The following is a 17,831-nucleotide window of genomic DNA, read 5'->3' on the forward strand; positions in this document are numbered from 1 at the left end:
GTTTAAATTGAGTAGAGTTTATGCGATAGTGAGCAGTTTAAAGCGTTAAAGATTTCGTTACTTATTCCAAGGTATAGAACAGGTTCTCTGCAAATATAAAAGAATACTTCAATAAAACAAATAATCCAGATAGCTTTTTAGCGCACGCATATTAGCTTTTAGCCTGTTTGGGGTCTCCTTTTCCGGTTAATTTTCTATTAGGATTTGCGGGGCTAATTACTATTCAACTAACATCTTTTCCCTTAAATTTGTTCTGTCATGGCAACAAAAACTAAGAAAAAAGAAACCATCATTGATCCTCAGCAGGTTAACCCTCAGGACAATATCTTCATAAAAGGCGCGAGGGTCCACAATCTTAAGAATGTGAGCGTCTCCATTCCCCGCAATAAAATGGTAGTGGTGACTGGTGTCTCGGGTTCGGGAAAATCCTCCCTCACAATGGATACACTGTATGCTGAAGGACAACGTCGTTATGCGGAGAGCCTCAGTGCCTACGCACGCCAGTTCCTCATGCGTATGAACAAACCGGATGTTGACTACATTAAAGGCATCTGTCCGGCCATCGCTATCGAGCAGAAGGTGATCACCCGCACGCCCCGTTCTACTGTAGGCTCTATGACAGAGATCTACGATTATCTCCGGCTGCTGTTTGGCCGCATAGGGAAAACCTATTCCCCTGTGTCTGGGCAGCTGGTGAAAAAACATGAGGTAAGCGATGTGGTGGACTTTATCACCACGCTGAAGCATGGCAGCAAAGTATTGCTGCTGGTGCCCTTCCGTCGTCATGCCAAACGTGATGTGAAAGAAGAGCTCAACATCCTCATGCAGAAAGGTTTCTCCCGACTGTATTCTCCTGCAGCGGAAGGAAACGGACTGCTGCGCATCGAAGAGCTGATAGAGCAGAAAAAACCTGCTGTACCGGCAGATGCATGGGTGCTCATAGACAGGTTGGTAACCAAGGATTTTGAGGAGGATGATAAACATCGTATAGCCGATAGCGTGCAGACAGCTTTTTACGAGAGCGAAGGCGATTGCTACGTGGAAGTGGATGGTAAAAATATCACCCACTTTGCGAATCGTTTTGAACTGGACGGTATCCAGTTTGAAGAGCCGGTACCTAACCTGTTCTCTTTCAACAACCCTTACGGCGCCTGTCCTACCTGTGAAGGATTTGGCCAGGTATTGGGTATCGATGCTGATCTCGTAATGCCGGATAAACGTTTGAGTGTATTTGAAGGAGCGATCGCGCCGTGGAGAGGTGAAAAAATGGGCGAATACAAAGAGGCCCTCGTTAAAGTGGCCCGCAAATTTAACTTCCCCATACACAAACCGATAGCAGACCTTACTAACGAACAGGTGCAGCTGTTGTGGACCGGTAATGAACATTTCTACGGACTCAATGAGTTCTTCAAAATGGTAGAGCAGAACCTCTACAAAGTGCAATACCGTGTACTGCAGGCACGCTATCGCGGACGTACCATATGCCCCGATTGCGGCGGCGGCCGTCTGCGTAAGGAAGCACTCTACATCAAGGTGGGCGGCGACAACATCGCACAGCTGGTAGACATGCCCGTGGCAGACCTGAAAACATGGTTCGACAACCTCGAACTGAATGAATATGATCTGCAGGTAGCCAAACGTATCCTGTTTGAAATCAATCATCGTCTGAAAACATTGCTGGACGTAGGGTTAGGATACCTTACACTCAACAGGGTGGCCAATACCCTCAGTGGTGGCGAAAGTCAGCGTATTCAGCTGACCCGCACCCTGGGCAGTAACCTCACCAACTCCATGTACATCCTTGATGAGCCCAGCATAGGACTGCATGCCCGCGATACACACCGGCTGATCAATGTACTGAAGGAGCTGCGCGATCTCGGTAACACCGTAGTGATCGTAGAGCATGATGAGCAGATCATGGAAGAAGCTGACTACATCATCGATATGGGGCCGCTGGCCAGCCATCTGGGTGGTGAAGTGATTTTCGCCGGTACCTATCAGGAGATACTGACCGACCCTAAAAGCCTTACCGGTAAATATCTCGGCGGTACCCTCCGCATAGATCCGCCACAGAAACTACGTAAATGGAAAAAGGCCATTACACTGGAAGGTTGCCGTCAGCATAATCTGAAAGATATTACAGTAGACTTTCCGTTGGAGGTACTCACGGTAGTAACAGGTGTCAGCGGTTCCGGTAAAACCACGCTGGTAAAACAAATCCTTTATCCTGCACTCATGAAGCTGAAAGGAGAGTTTGCCGAAAGGGTAGGATATCACAAAGTCATGAAAGGCGCTGTAGATGATATCACCCAGATTGAAATGGTAGACCAGAACCCAATCGGAAAATCATCCCGCTCTAATCCGGTGACCTACATCAAAGCATACGATGAAATCAGAGACCTGTATGCTAAGCAGCCGCTGAGCAAGATGCGTGGATTCCAGCCCAAACATTTTTCATTCAACGTAGACGGCGGCCGCTGTGACGCTTGTAAAGGCGAAGGAGAAGTAGTGGTGGAGATGCAATTCCTCGCGGATGTACACCTGTTGTGCGAAAGCTGTGGCGGTAAAAAGTTCAAGGACGAAGTGCTGGAAGTAACCTATAAAAACAAAAATATCTACGAAATACTGGAACTCAGTGTAGATGAGGCATTGGAGTTTTTTAAGGATGAAAAAGATGTTTGCAATAAAATCAAACCACTGAGTGATGTAGGTTTAGGTTATATCAAACTGGGACAAAGCAGCGATACCCTGAGTGGTGGTGAGGCACAGCGTGTGAAACTGGCTTCCTTCCTGGGTAAGGGTAAAGCACAGGGCAAAATCCTGTTTATCTTCGATGAACCTACTACGGGTCTGCATTTTCATGATATCAAAAAGCTGCTCAACTCTTTCAATGCATTGATTGATCAGGGGCATACGGTACTGGTGATCGAGCATAACCTCGATGTGATCCGCAGTGCTGACTGGGTGATTGACCTGGGGCCTGAAGGCGGTGCCGGCGGCGGAAATCTGCTGTATACCGGTGTTCCGGAAGGACTGAAAAAAGTGAAAGAAAGTTATACCGGGAAGTTTATTTAAAAAGATAAAGGGCGCGGATTCCGCGCCCTTTATCTTTTTACTGTATGGATGTAGATATGATGGTCTCCCAACCATTTATCGGTAATGTCTTCTATACGGTTAGAACCGGTCCGTTGTAGTATTGCTGTGCGTATTTCATCCAGTGTCCGATTTTCGCCTATCATACTCTCTATCCAGGAAGACCGGCCATCCGTGAATACGATGAAATATTTTTCCTGCATTATCTGCCCCAGCCTGTCATAAAAAGAAAGAATCCTGGAGTATTTTTCTCTCATATCCTCCCACTGCCGGTTCTCAGGGTCCAGAGCCCACAGCTCGATATCAAAAGCATGAAAGACGACCGTCTTTTCATTAAAGTCTACATAGTTGAAAAAAGTAGGAAACTGCCACCAGTAAACAAACGGCATGTTCTCTTCTTCCTCTTCACTAAGTGGTTGTTCTCCTCTGGCTTTTTTCCACTTGTATTCCAGGGTAGCTTCATCATAGATTTCCCGCCAGTCAGGCATGCCCTTTTCTTTTCTTGGCCAGGGGAATGTATAAAACTGCCTCAGTACTTTATCTTCATTTAATACCAAGCCCAGGTCAAGTATCTGGGAGGGTGTCAGATGATGGTCGGTAACGGCAAACAGGGATATAGGCATAATGAGTTTTTATCTCAGCCTGTCGAGGGATTTGATGAGTTTTTCATCTTTGTAAATACCTCTGGCGGCCAGGAACAGTAATACGATCAATAGTATCGGAAGGAAAGAAGCGAATTGGTAAGAAGCGCTGGAAATAGCTACACCACTGGCTACCAGCTTGTTGGCTGTTTGCTGTACCACATAATACTGATAACCCAGTGCTGCAAATGCAAACAGGATATTGAAGATGGTAAGGCGGAATTGCAGTTTACGTTTTTTGAACAGGATGATACATCCCAGTGCCAGCAGGATAATGATCACGTACAACACGAATAACAGGTAGTTGCTGGAGGCATTGACAGCAGTTTGTGTGCCATTGCTCAGCTTGGCTTTCCACAGATCAAAGGATAATGAGGCGGCGCCGGCTCCGGCTGCCAACAACAGATAAAGACTCTGAATGCGTTGTATCATGATATTTGTGAATGTTTAACGGCGTAAAAGTAAGTAAATTTAACGGTTGAAATGCGCAATATCTGATAGGGACTTGACTATTTTGGTAGGATGCTTAGTGTAATACTTCGTATATTGCACGCCCAATAACAATCTTTTTATTTATATGGCAAGAAAACTGAACAAGCAGGATGCGTTGGACTATCATGCAAAGGGAAGGCCGGGCAAAATTGAAGTAATACCTACAAAAGATACGAAAACGCAGTGGGATCTTTCCCTGGCCTATTCTCCGGGCGTTGCGGAACCTTGTAAAGAGATTCACAAAGATGTAGAAAACGTTTATAAATATACTGCTAAAGGCAACCTGGTAGGCGTTATCAGCAATGGTACCGCTGTTTTGGGTTTGGGAGATATTGGTCCGGAAGCCGGTAAACCGGTGATGGAAGGAAAAGCAGTATTGTTCAAGATATTTGCTGATATTGATGTGTTCGATATTGAGCTGAATACCAAAGATCCGGATAGTTTTGTTGCTGCTGTAAAAGCTCTGGAACCAACTTTTGGTGGTATCAACCTGGAAGATATCAAAAGCCCCGAGTGCTTTGAGATTGAAGACAGGCTGCGTAAGGAGCTGAAGATACCAGTGATGCACGATGACCAGCATGGTACGGCCATTATCTCTGCGGCTGCCCTGCTGAACGCACTGGACCTTGTAAAGAAAAAAGTTGATAAGGTAAAAATAGTGGTGAATGGAGCTGGTGCCGCTGCTATGGCCTGCGTAAAACTCTACGTAGCCCTGGGTGCCAAACCAGAAAACTTCATCATGTTTGATAAGGACGGCGTATTGAATAAATCCCGTACAGATCTTACAGACAGGCATATGCAGTTTGCCACCACTTCCAAAATAACAACACTGGTTGAAGCAATGAAAGGTGCCGATGTATTCCTCGGTCTTTCTGTAGGTAACGTGGTGACACCAGAAATGGTGAAAAGCATGGCTAAAAACCCGATTGTGTTTGCTATGGCCAACCCTGATCCGGAAATCGCCTACGACACTGCTATCGCTTCCAGACCTGATATCATCATGGCTACCGGCCGTTCTGATTACCCTAACCAAGTAAACAACGTGCTGGGCTTCCCTTACATCTTCCGCGGTGCCCTCGACGTAAGAGCCACCCAGATCAACGAAGCCATGAAACTGGCTGCTGTAAGGGCATTAGCCGAGCTGGCCAAATCGCCGGTGCCAGATATCGTAAACCTGGCTTACAACGAAAGGAATATCGTTTTCGGTCCTAAATATATCATCCCTAAACCGCTCGATCCGCGCCTGCTGAGCACCGTAGCGCCTGCTGTAGCAAAAGCTGCCATGGAAAGCGGTGTAGCGCACCACCCGATCACCGATTGGGATGCCTACAAACAGGAACTGAACAATCGCCTCGGACTCGACAACCAGCTGTTCAGGGTAATCGGTACCAAAGCCCGCCGTGATCCGCGTAAAGTGGTATTTGCGGAAGCCGACAACGTGAAGATCCTGAAAGCCGCACAGGTAGTGAACGACGAAGGTATCGCCTTCCCGATTCTGCTGGGTAACGAAAACAAGATCCGCGCAATAATGGAAGAGAATTCCATTGAAATCGATGATGTGGTGATCATCGACCCTAAAAGCGATGAAATGCAGGAGAAAAGACATCAGTTTGGTGATCTCTTCTTCGAAAAACGCAAACGCAAAGGCTTTAACCACTATGAAGCGCGTAAGATCATGCGTGAACGCAACTACTTCGGCTGCATGATGGTGGAAACAGGTGAAGCGGATGCACTGATCTCCGGCCTTACCCGTAAATATCCTGATACCATCCGTCCTGCCCTGCAGGTAATCGGTATGGAAGACGGCGTAAAACGTGTGGCTGGTATGTACATCATCCAAACTAAACGCGGACCGCTGTTCCTGGCTGATACAACAGTTAATTTCAACCCTACCGCCGAAGAGCTGGCAGATATTACGCTGATGGTGGCCAAAGAAGTAAAACACTTCAATATCACCCCACGCATCGCTATGCTGTCCTACTCCAACTTTGGTTCCAGCCAGACGCCGGAAGCGCAGCTGGTAGCTAAAGCCCGCGAAATCGTGAAACAACGCGAACCTTCACTGGTGGTAGATGGTGAAATCCAGGCAGCTATGGCCTTCAACAAGGAAATCCTGAAAGATAACTATCCGTTTACTGAATTGATGAACGAGGAAGTGAATACCCTCATCTTCCCGAACCTCACTGCCGGTAACGTGGCTTATAACCTCCTGCAGGAAGTAGCCGGTTTCGATGCTATCGGACCCGTACTGCTGGGTATGAAAAAACCTGTGCATATTCTGCAGCTGGGTAGCACCGTAAGACAGATTGTCAACATGGTGAACATCGCCGTGGTGGATGCCCAGGAGAAATGCCGGAAAATAGTGGAGAGCAAGGAAAAAGATAAGAAGAAGAAAAAATAGTCTCCATAAAAGATGCAAAGCAGAAAGGCGCAAAGAACGGGAACTTCCTGTTTTTTGCGCCTTTGTTTTGCGCGGATACCGCAGTTTGAAGCGCCCGCGGGGTTTTTTGTTTAATTTTGTTATTATGCAGACTATCTCGAAAAAGAAGATATTTTTCCCGATCAATGAGTCTTTTCGTAACTATCTGAAGCTGTATGAGCGGGAGGTAAAGCTGCCTTTGAGTTACCAGGAACTGCGCTATTATGATCATTCCATCTCGGTATATGACAAAGACGGCAAGGATACCCTATGGGAAACAGTCTTTTACTCCCAAAGTATGATGGGGCCTATCCATGCCGGCCTGAAGCGCATTTACTCTATCCTGAAAGCCGGTGGTGACCAGACCGCAGAAGAACACCTGCATATTGAGCGGATCGACTACTGCACTTTCGGCAATTCCCACCCATTCCGCATCAAAATTGTCAACAACTACAACGAAGTATACGATTACTTCTATATCAAGGTGGCAGATGCATCCCGTATCTATGGTCTGGAACTGGAGCATATCCTTTCTCCTTACTGGATGAACTTCCTGATTGATGGTAATACCCTGGTGGAAGAACATATTGCCGGGGTGCCCGGTGATCAGTTTATCCTGCATTATCTCAACAGGTTGGATTTCAACCCCAAACGTATCGCCAAAGAGTTTGTGAAATTCAATGAACGTTGTTTTGTACGGCTGCTGGGAGATATGCGGTCGTATAACTTCATCATCGACATTACCCCTGATTTCGATGATGTACAGTTCCGTATCCGGGCCATCGATTTTGACCAGCAGTTTTATGAAGGGAAACGTACCCTGTACATGCCGCAGTTTTTTAAAGAGAACAGGGTGTTTGTGGAGCTGGCGATGAAACACCTGAATGCGGAGGTAGTGAAACAGTATCAACAGGAAGAGCGGGCACTGATGGCGCGCCGCCTCAAGGTGCAGCGTCACCGCATCAAAGATCTGCGTGATGTGATTATGACGGACAAAGTGTCTTTCCCTGAAAAAGTACAGCAGTTGGGCGATGAACTGGCGGAATATTATCATGATGCTGCTTTTTCACGTTGCAAGACTATGGGAGAAATCATCGAACGTAGTCTGAAGCGTTTGCTGGTAAGTAGTTTACGTTAACCGCACTATAAAATCTTAATTTCGGATATGATTGGCAAAATCATTCATATCTTTGACCAGTTATGGAGTTCAGATTCTTCTATCATTTTGGAAACTTTTTGCTGATGCTGAAAGGCATGTTTTCCCGGCCGGAAAACATGAAATTGTACTGGAAACAGTTTATGCAGCAGTGTGTAGATATTGGCGTAGGGTCGTTTGGGATAGTATTCATTATTTCCCTCTTCATGGGAGGTGTGACCACCCTGCAAACAGCCTATCAGCTGGTAAGCCCTATTATTCCGAGAAGCACGATTGCCCAGGTAGTGAGAGATACCATCATTCTGGAGTTTGCGCCTACACTTACCAGTATTGTACTGGCCGGGGTAATTGGCTCCAAAATAGCTTCAGAGCTGGGTAATATGCGTATCTCCGAGCAGATCGATGCCCTGGAGATCATGGGTATCAATACCAAAGGTTATCTGATACTTCCCAAAATTCTGGCAGCTACCCTGATGATACCTGTGCTGGTAGCTATTGCCGGTTTCCTGGGAATCTGGGGTGGTAAAGAAGCCGGTGTACTTTCCGGTGTGCTTTCAGCGGATCAGTTTATGATGGGACTGCGACAGGAGTTTAAGGCCTATAACGTATTTTTCGCTATGGCCAAATCATATACCTTCGGATTTATCATTGCCAGCGTGTCGGCCTACTACGGGTATAATGTACAGGGTGGCGCTCTGGAAATCGGTAAGGCCAGTACCACCGCTGTGGTGGTGAGCTGCGTGCTGATATTATTTATGGACTACGCATTAACGGCTATATTACTGTAATCATGATTGAACTGAGAGATATAACCAAAAGCTTTGGAGATAAGGAGATACTGAAAGGCGTTTCAGCTGTAATGGAGTCCGGTAAGGTTAACCTGATCATCGGTTCCAGCGGTAGTGGTAAAACCGTGATGATGAAATGTATTGTGGGGCTGATGGAGGTTGGCTCCGGCAAAATCCTGTATGACAAGCAGGACTTTACCGCCATGGACCACCACGCCAAAAAGATCGTCCGCCAGAAGATCGGCATGCTGTTTCAGGGATCAGCCTTGTTTGACAGTATGACAGTAGAACAAAATGTGATGTTCCCCCTGGAAATGTTTGGTGATGGCACACTCAGAGATAAGAAAAAGAGAGTGGCAGAGTGTCTGGAAAGGGTTCAGCTAAAAGATGCCGCTAAAAAATTCCCTGCCGAAATCAGCGGTGGGATGAAAAAAAGGGTCGGTATTGCCCGTGCTATCGTACTCAACCCTAAATACCTGTTCTGTGACGAGCCCAACTCCGGTCTCGATCCCCAGACTTCCCTGCTGATAGACAAGCTTATTAAAGAGCTCACGGTAGAATATGATATCACCACCGTGATCAATACCCACGATATGAACACTGTAATGGAAAGTGGCGACCATATTGTGTATATGTACCAGGGCCAGAAGCAGTGGGAGGGCAGTAATAAAGATATTGTCTTCAGTAAAGACCAGAAATTAAACGACTTCATCTTTGCATCCGAGTTCCTCCGGGAAGCCAAAGAAATGCGCCAGCTGGACATGTTCAAGGACAATGCATGGAAAGAGCAGCTGCAGGCTCAGCTGAAAAGGGACGAAAAAAAGTAATTTCCACTGCATTTTGGTAGCTTTATCTTAAAGGCACTAAATTGCAGAATTATGGAAATCGGCTTATTTTTGCCGCACCTATAGAAGAAACATATAAAATAATAAACCAATAAAACAAGCGCGATGAGTGTTTTAGTTAATAAGGATAGTAAAGTGATTGTGCAGGGATTTACCGGTACTGAAGGTACTTTCCATGCTACACAGATGATTGAATACGGTACCCAGGTAGTGGGCGGTGTTACTCCTGGTAAAGGTGGTACTACCCATCTGGAGCGTCCGGTATTTAATACCGTAGCAGACGCAGTAAAAGCTACAGGTGCAAATGTTTCCATCATTTTTGTACCGCCGGCATTCGCTGCAGACGCAATCATGGAAGCTACCGAAGCTGGTATTGCCCTGGTAGTATGTATCACAGAAGGTATCCCTGTTCAGGACATGATCAAGGCGAAAAACTTCCTGCAAGGCTCCTCTACCCGCCTCATCGGACCTAACTGCCCTGGCGTTATCACTGCTGAAGAAGCGAAAGTAGGTATCATGCCTGGTTTCATCTTCAAAAAAGGTAAAATCGGTATCGTTTCCAAATCCGGTACCCTGACTTACGAAGCTGCTGATCAGGTAGTTAAAGCTGGTCTGGGTGTTTCCACCGCTATCGGTATCGGTGGTGATCCAATCATCGGTACACCTACCAAAGAAGCCGTAGAACTCCTGATGAACGATCCTGAAACAGAAGGTATCATCATGATTGGTGAAATCGGTGGTAGCATGGAAGCTGAGGCTGCCCGCTGGATCAAAGAATTCGGTACTAAACCAGTAGTAGGTTTCATCGCTGGCCAGACAGCGCCTCCGGGTCGTCGTATGGGCCACGCCGGTGCTATCATCGGTGGTGCAGAAGATACTGCTGCTGCTAAAATGAAAATCATGGCTGAATGTGGCGTTCACGTAGTAGAAAGCCCTGCCAACATCGGTAAAACAATGGCTGAAGTGCTGAGCAAAACTGCTGCACTGGCTTAATTGTCCTACCCTTATAAATTTTGAAAAGGTGAAAAGTGAAGCGGGTCTCCCATCACTTTTCACCTTTTTTTTGCCCCCCTTATGGAAACCCGTATAATACCTGCATCCTCTGTACAATAAGAGTAACTACTGTAAAACGATTCATATGCGTTTATTCTTTTCATTATTCATTGTTTTATTCATAAGCAACAGTATGATGGCCCAGACCAACTATGACAACTACTGGAAGAAAGTGACGGCCCTCGAAGAAAAGGGACTGCCTAAATCGGCCCTCGAAGAGGTAGACCGGATTTTTGCTCAGGCTGTGAAAGACAAGCTACCGGCACAACAGATCAAAGCGCTCATCTTTCAGTTGAAATACAATGACCAGGTCAGCGACAGCAGCACCCAGCAAAACCTGGATAAACTCAACCAGCGTATTGCTGCGTCCGGTGGCGCCCAACAGGCCATCCTGCAAAGCATCAAAGCGGAAATGTTGTTCAATTACCTCCAGAACAACCGGTACAAATATTATAACCGTACCGCCATCGCTGCCGAAAATCCAGGCCCGGATATCAGTACCTGGAGCCTCGATTACCTCCACAGCCAGATTACCGCAGCCTACCTGGCCTCCCTGGCTGACAAAACCACGCTGGAGAAAACGGCCATCGGCCAGTTCGACCCCCTCCTGGTAAAAGGTACCGGCACCCGTCAGCTGCGCCCCGTGTTGTTCGACCTCCTGGCCCACCGCGCCCTGGATTACTTCAAATCCGGTGAAAGCGCCCTTAATAAGCCAGCCAACCAGTTCGAACTCGACGACCCTGCTGCCTTTGCACCTGCCACCACCTTTGCGGCACACCGCTTTGTAACCACAGACAGCGCATCCCTGCAATACCAGGCTGTTGTACTGCTGCAGCAACTGATACGCCTGCACGAAAATGACAAGGCTGCCCTGCTCGATATCGACCAGGAAAGGATTCAGTACATGCACCAGGTTGCTGTGTCCGACAACAAAGCACAACTATATACCCAGGCCCTGGAGCAGATGGTCACTGCCTATAGCAGCGAACAGGAAGTAACCACCATCTACGCACTCATGGCTTCCGATTTCCTGAGTAAAGTGCAACACGGAAAACCGGATACCAGCGGCTACAACAAGAAGGCTAAAGAGATCTGTGAAAAAGCAATCCGGCTGGCCCCTAAAACACAGGGCGGTATACAATGCGCCACCTATCTCGAACAGATAAAATCGCAGTATCTGGAATTGTCTACTGAACTGGTAAACGTTCCAGCGCTTCCTTTTCGGACCCTCGTCAAATACAAAAACGCCGATAAAATATACCTGCGCATCATCGCTGTGGATGAAGCCTTCCGGGCTGCCCTTCAAAAAGCGCAGAATAACTACCAGGACGGAGGAAACGGTTACTGGAAATTGCTGACAGGCAAAACTCCCCTGAAGGTATGGGAACAGGCCCTGCCGGATCCTAAAGATTACAGCGACCACTCCACTGAGATAAAAGTAGACGCCCTGCCATTAGGACAATATATCATCCTGGCCAGTTTAAAGCCAGGCTTCAGCCTGAACGAAAATCCCATGGCACTGCAGTTTACCTGGGTGTCCAACATCAGCTACCTGGAAGACAATACCCGGTTTTATGCATTGGACCGCACCTCCGGCAAACCACTGGCAGGTGTGAACCTGTCTTCCTGGATCAACAAAAGAGTGAACAATGAAGATGTATGGGCCGTGGACAAGTCTACTGTTACTGTTGCTGATGGTAGCGCTGAACTGCCCTATAGCCGCAATGGCCAGTCTGTACGCTTGAAATGGGAACTGAAAAACGACCTGCTGTTCCTGGATGATTATAAATACCTGTATCGTAATACCTACGATCGGACTTCGGAATCCAAGCCGCACATTTACTTCTTCTCAGACAGAAGCATCTACCGGCCCGGACAAACCATTTATTTCAAAGGTATTGCGCTCGAAAATGAGAAAGGTAAAAACACCAGCACCATAATAGCCGGCCTGAAAAACACGGTGGTGATGTATGATGTCAATGGCGAAAAACTGGATTCTGTAGTGGTTACTTCCAATGAATTCGGTTCTTTCTCCGGTAAATTCACCATCCCCGAAGGCCGTATGAATGGCTGGTTTTCTCTGAGAGATCAGAAAAGCTTTGGGAATCTTCCTTTTCAGGTAGAAGAATACAAACGCCCCAAGTTTTATGTGGCATTTGATACTGTGAAAACGAGTTATCGTTTAGGGGAGACCGTTACTGCCAACGCCAAAGCGCTGGCCTATGCCGGTAATAATATTAATGGAGCCATTGTAAAATACCGCGTGGAAAGAAGAGTGCGTTTCCCTTATCCATGGCTGTTTAAGGGATATGTTCCATTTGGCAGCTCTCGTGAGATCGCGCATGGCGAAACCACTACGGATGAGCAGGGCCGTTTCAAAGTAAGCTTCCCGGCAGTGCCAGACAGAACAGTGTCTCCGGACAATAAGCCCATCTTCACTTATGTGGTACATGCCGACGTGACAGACCTGAACGGTGAAACACGCAGCGCAGATCAGTTTATCCATGCAGGTTACCAGTCAATGGAAATAAGCGTGGAAGTACCAGGCCGCCTGGAAGCTGCTGCTCTGAAGAACGTACATATCTTCACTAAAAACCTGAACGGTGCTTTTGAACCAGCAACTATCAAAGTGGCTTTACAGCCGCTGGAGTCTAATAAACGCCTGTTACGTTCCCGCTACTGGGAACAGGCAGACCAGTTTGTGATGACGAAAGAGGATTATGTAAAAGCCTTCCCGCTGGATATTTATAATGATGATAATAACAAAGACAAATGGGCACGTAAGGCAGCCGTATCCGAGCAACAGCTCACCAGCACTGATTCTGGCGTTGTTTCTATCGATAACAAAAAACTGACTCCTGGTTATTATGAGCTGGTGGTAAGCGCTACAGATAAAAACGGTCAGCCGGTGGTACAAAAAGCGGTCTTTGAACTGCTGGACCCTGCTGCCAAAGAGCTGGCAGCGCCTGATTACCTGTGGAGTTACGATCCTGCAGTAGTGACTGAACCGGGTAAAAAAGCTGGTATCGTACTCGGATCTTCTGCTAAAGATCTGCATGTATTGCAAATCATGGAACGTGTGAATCAGTCAAGGCAATTATCTGCCTTCACACTGGAAGGTTTGAAAAAGTATGAATATAATGTCACGGAAGAAGACAGGGGTGGTATCATGCTACATTACCTGTTTGTAAAAGACAACCGTGTATTCAGTGATCAGCACCAGATATTTGTTCCCTGGAACAATAAAACCCTGAACGTTAAACTGGCCACTCATCGTGATAAACTGCAGCCTGGAGAAAAAGAAAAGTGGAGTGTGGAAATCTCAGGTTACAAAGGAGAAAAGGTAGCTGCTGAATTGCTGGCCGCTATGTATGATGCATCGCTGGATGCATTTGCGCCCCATCAATGGATGGCTCCCGGTATCTATCCAAATATCTCATCAGGCAGCATCTTCCATGGTTACGACAACTTCCGGATGGTGACTTCACTGTATTATTTCAATACTAATGAACAGGGAATACCAGGTGTGGAAAGAAGTTATGATGCACTCAATTTGTTTGGCTGGATGATGAATGACTGGATGGGAGGTGTTGTGCGTAAAAATTCAGCCATTTATGGTAGCCGTGGTGCTGGTGTTGCCCGTCCTGTCATGGCTATGGCTGCCGCTCCTGCTCCGGCTGCTTCCAGATCTAAACTGACAAAGTCCAACCGCGAAGTGGCTGGGGATGCAAACGGTGTTGAAATAGGTTATCTGGAAGATAAGGGAACAGCTTTGGCTCCTACTCTGGAAAAGACCGAGAATACCGGCAATATCACTATCCGCAAAAACTTCCAGGAAACAGCTTTCTTCCTGCCGGAACTGCGTACCGACAAAGAGGGTAACATCTCTTTTGAATTTACCATGCCGGAAGCCCTTACCAAATGGAACTTCCAGGGCTTGGCGCATACCAAAGACCTGGCCTTCGGTAATATCAAAGCCAGCATTGTAACGCAGAAACAGTTGATGGTACAGCCTAATGCGCCTCGTTTTGTAAGAGCCGGTGATAAAATTGATTTCACTGCCAAAGTGAGCAACCTGACTGACTCTCTGCTGATTGGTCAGGCTCACCTGGAACTGCTGGATGCCGCCACTATGCAACCTGTAGATGGCTGGTTCCAGAACATTTTCCCGGTACAGCACTTTACTGCCAAAGCAGGACAGAGTACTGTGGTGGCTTTCCAGCTACAGGTACCCAACAACTTCACCAGCGCGCTGCTGTACCGTGTTACCGCACAGGCAGGCAACTTCAGCGATGGTGAAGAAAATGCACTGCCGGTGCTGACCAACTCCATGCTGGTAACAGAATCGCTGCCGCTGCCGGTAAGAGGTGATGGTAAACATACTTTTACCTTCGATAAACTGCTGCATTCAGATGCTTCTGCAACGCTGCGTCAGGAAGCCGTTACCGTAGAATACACCAGCAACCCGGCCTGGTATGCAGTACAGGCGCTGCCTTACCTGATGGAATATCCTTACGACTGTTCCGAACAGGTGTTCAATCGCTATTACGCTAATGCGTTGGCTTCTCACATCAGCAACACAGTTCCGGGTATCAAAACCATTTTCGAAAAATGGAAAACGACCGATACCGCAGCGCTGATGAGCAACCTGCAGAAAAATGAAGAGCTGAAATCCATCCTGCTGCAACAGACACCATGGGTATTGGAAGCTAAAAATGAGGCTCAGCAGAAGAAAAACATCGCGCTGCTGTTTGATCTGAAACGGATGGAGCGTGAAAGAAAATCTGCGCTGGACCAGCTGGCAGCCAAACAAATGCCTGATGGCTCTTTCGCCTGGTTTAACGGTATGTGGGCTGATCGCTATATCACCCAATATATTGTAGCTGGTCTTGGTCATCTGCAACAGCTCACCAGCGCTAAAGATCCAGTAGCAGCCAGCATTGCCAACAAAGCCATGGACTACCTGGATACACAGCTGGACAAGGATTATTACAATCTGGTTCACTTAAAACATGATCTGAAAAAACAAAATATCAGTGAGCTGCAGGTGCAATACCTGTATGCACGCAGCTTCTTCGAGCGTCCGGTGCCGGCAGCTATGCGTAAGTCATTCGACTATTTTGCTGCGCAACAGCAACAATATTGGACCAAGATGGGCCGCTATGCACAGGGCATGATTGCACTGTCACAATTCAAAAAAGGTGACAAAGCCACGGCTGCCGCTATCCTCAAATCGCTGAAAGAAAATGCGATCAACAACCAGGAGATGGGCATGTACTGGAAAGATGTAGTAGCCGGTTATGGCTGGCATCAGGCACCTATCGAAACACAGGCATTGCTGATAGAGGCATTCCAGGTAGCAGGCCAGGACATGGCTGCCGTTGCTGATATGAAAACATGGTTGCTGAAAAACAAACAAACCAACAACTGGAGCACCACCAAAGCCACTGCTGATGCTTGTTATGCTATGCTGCTCCAGGGCAGCAACTGGCTGATTGCCAGCCCGGAAGTAAACATCCAGCTGGGCAACGAAACCATCAGCAGCACAGCGCATAAAACAGAAGCGGGCACCGGTTATTTCAAGGAACGTATTGATGGCAAAGCTGTTAAACCAGCGATGGGTAATATCAGCGTTACCGTGAAAAACAGCCAGGGTCAACCTTCCTGGGGTGCTGTATACTGGCAGTATTTTGAAGAACTCGATAAAATCACTGCCGCCAAAACTCCGTTGGTGCTGGAAAAAGAACTGTTCAAGGAAGTGACTACCGACAAAGGCCCGGTGCTGACCAAAGTAGGAGAAGGCAACGAGCTGAAAGTAGGAGATAAAGTAAAAGTAAGGATCGTGCTACGTGCAGACAGGACTATGGAATACATCCACCTGAAAGATATGCGTGCGGCTTGCTTTGAGCCACAGAACGTGATCAGCAGCGCTAAATGGCAGAATGGTCTGAGTTATTACGAAAGCACCAAAGATGCTTCAACAGACTTCTTCTTCAGTTATCTGCCCAAAGGTACCTATGTGTTTGAATACACCCTTTTTGTAACACATGAAGGTAAATTCTCCAATGGTATCAGCACGGCCCAGTGCATGTATGCGCCTGAATTCAGCGCACACAGCGAAGGGATTACCGTGAAAGTGGTAGAATAGGAGAAACGGATATAAAGTTTTAAAAGCCCGTCTGGTATTCATCCAGGCGGGCTTTTAACTTTATAGGTTATTTTTACCGCTCAGATAAACCATATGGTAAACGTAGATTATATCATTGTAGGGCAGGGGATTGCTGGCACTATGCTGAGCTGGGCTTTGTGGCAGGCAGGGAAGAAGGTAATAGTGATTGATGATGCAAAAGAAAACAGTGCGTCGCGGGTAGCGGCGGGTATTATTAATCCGGTGTCTGGTCGTCGGTTTGAGCCGGCATGGATGTATGACACCATTTATCCTTTTGCAAAGGATACCTATCATCAAATGTCGGAACTGCTGCAGGTGCCCGTGTTGACAGAGCGTCGTTTATGGAATGTATTTCCATCACAACAGATGCGGGACGCCTTTATGAAAAAGGCTGCTGATGGTAAGTACACTGCACTGCCGGAACAGCTGGAGTACGAAGAGCTGCTGGACCAGCCTTATGGGGCAGCTGTTGTGCAGGGGGCTACAGTGAATCTGCGGGAGCTGCTGCCTGCCTGGCGTAAGTTTTTGCAGGCACAAGGGGCTTTGCGGGAAACACATGTAGATATAGCTGCGCTGGATGTAAACGCGGAGAGGGTGATTTATGAAGATATTATTGCGCAGAAGATCATTTTTTGTGATGGGGTAGCTACAACAGGTAATCCCTGGTTTCGTACCCTTACTTTTTTGCCGAACAAGGGAGAGGTGCTGCTGGTGAGGGTTCCGGGACTGCATACGGACGATATCATTAAAAAGAGTATTACACTGGTGCCGCAGGGACCGGAGTTATTTTGGGCCGGTTCTTCTTTTGTTTGGGATTATGTTGATGATCTGCCCACCGATAAACAAAGGGAGATACTGGAGAAAAGCCTGCAGCAGCTGTTAAAGGTGCCTTATACGGTAGAAGCGCAGCTGGCGGCGGTGCGGCCTTCGGGTAATGATCGCCGGCCAATGATAGGATTGCATCCTGAAATGCCTTCAGTAGGCATCTTCAATGGTTTGGGTACCAAAGGTTGTTCATTGGCACCCTACATGGCGGCGCATTTTACGGCAGTGTTACAGGGAGATGCCCAGCTGATGCCGGAAGTAAATGTGAACAGATATTTTTAGCAAAACGGGGGTAAAATCTTGTTATCAGATCGTATCTTTCAGACCCTTGTGAATCTGATGATGAAATC

10 protein-coding genes are annotated in these 17,831 nt (G+C 47.2%); 8 read left to right on the plus strand and 2 right to left on the minus strand.

Annotated elements, in window-relative coordinates:
* Positions 1 to 258: 258 nt before the first annotated feature.
* On the plus strand, positions 259 to 3,075 hold the full coding sequence (gene uvrA, locus DF182_RS15615; protein ID WP_211327112.1) for an excinuclease ABC subunit UvrA: 2,817 nt from the start codon (positions 259 to 261) through the stop codon (positions 3,073 to 3,075).
* Between the two features lie 29 nt (positions 3,076 to 3,104).
* On the opposite strand, the gene DF182_RS15620 is transcribed toward uvrA, so the two are convergent.
* Positions 3,105 to 3,716, minus strand: coding sequence for a hypothetical protein (locus DF182_RS15620; protein ID WP_113616512.1), 612 nt, complete (start codon positions 3,714 to 3,716; stop codon positions 3,105 to 3,107).
* A gap of 9 nt (positions 3,717 to 3,725) precedes the next feature.
* On the minus strand, positions 3,726 to 4,166 hold the full coding sequence (locus tag DF182_RS15625; RefSeq protein ID WP_113616514.1) for a DUF4293 domain-containing protein: 441 nt from the start codon (positions 4,164 to 4,166) through the stop codon (positions 3,726 to 3,728).
* Between the two features lie 145 nt (positions 4,167 to 4,311).
* Here DF182_RS15625 and DF182_RS32930 point away from each other — a divergent pair, with 145 nt between their 5' ends.
* From DF182_RS32930 to DF182_RS15660, 7 genes are all read left to right on the plus strand, one after another.
* The gene (locus DF182_RS32930) at positions 4,312 to 6,627 is read left to right on the plus strand and encodes an NADP-dependent malic enzyme (RefSeq protein WP_113616515.1); all 2,316 of its coding nucleotides are present in this window, start codon (positions 4,312 to 4,314) and stop codon (positions 6,625 to 6,627) included.
* A gap of 124 nt (positions 6,628 to 6,751) precedes the next feature.
* Positions 6,752 to 7,783: a hypothetical protein gene (locus tag DF182_RS15635; RefSeq protein WP_113616517.1), complete on the plus strand. Its 1,032-nt coding sequence runs from the start codon at positions 6,752 to 6,754 to the stop codon at positions 7,781 to 7,783.
* Positions 7,784 to 7,845: 62 nt separating this feature from the next.
* A complete protein-coding gene (locus DF182_RS15640; protein WP_113616519.1) occupies positions 7,846 to 8,589 on the plus strand; it encodes an MlaE family ABC transporter permease in 744 nt (247 codons plus the stop codon).
* A 2-nt stretch (positions 8,590 to 8,591) separates the two neighbouring features.
* Positions 8,592 to 9,416, plus strand: a complete 825-nt coding sequence (locus DF182_RS15645; RefSeq protein ID WP_113616520.1) for an ABC transporter ATP-binding protein — start codon at positions 8,592 to 8,594, stop codon at positions 9,414 to 9,416.
* Between the two features lie 123 nt (positions 9,417 to 9,539).
* Positions 9,540 to 10,427 carry a succinate--CoA ligase subunit alpha gene (gene sucD / locus DF182_RS15650; RefSeq protein ID WP_113616522.1) on the plus strand — a complete coding sequence of 296 codons (888 nt, stop codon included), beginning with the start codon at positions 9,540 to 9,542 and terminating at the stop codon, positions 10,425 to 10,427.
* Between the two features lie 145 nt (positions 10,428 to 10,572).
* Positions 10,573 to 16,635, plus strand: coding sequence for an alpha-2-macroglobulin family protein (locus DF182_RS15655; RefSeq protein ID WP_113616524.1), 6,063 nt, complete (start codon positions 10,573 to 10,575; stop codon positions 16,633 to 16,635).
* Between the two features lie 93 nt (positions 16,636 to 16,728).
* Positions 16,729 to 17,763 carry an NAD(P)/FAD-dependent oxidoreductase gene (locus tag DF182_RS15660; protein WP_113616526.1) on the plus strand — a complete coding sequence of 345 codons (1,035 nt, stop codon included), beginning with the start codon at positions 16,729 to 16,731 and terminating at the stop codon, positions 17,761 to 17,763.
* Positions 17,764 to 17,831 lie beyond the last annotated feature (68 nt).

Source organism: Chitinophaga flava, from assembly GCF_003308995.1.
GTDB classification, from domain to species: domain Bacteria; phylum Bacteroidota; class Bacteroidia; order Chitinophagales; family Chitinophagaceae; genus Chitinophaga; species Chitinophaga flava.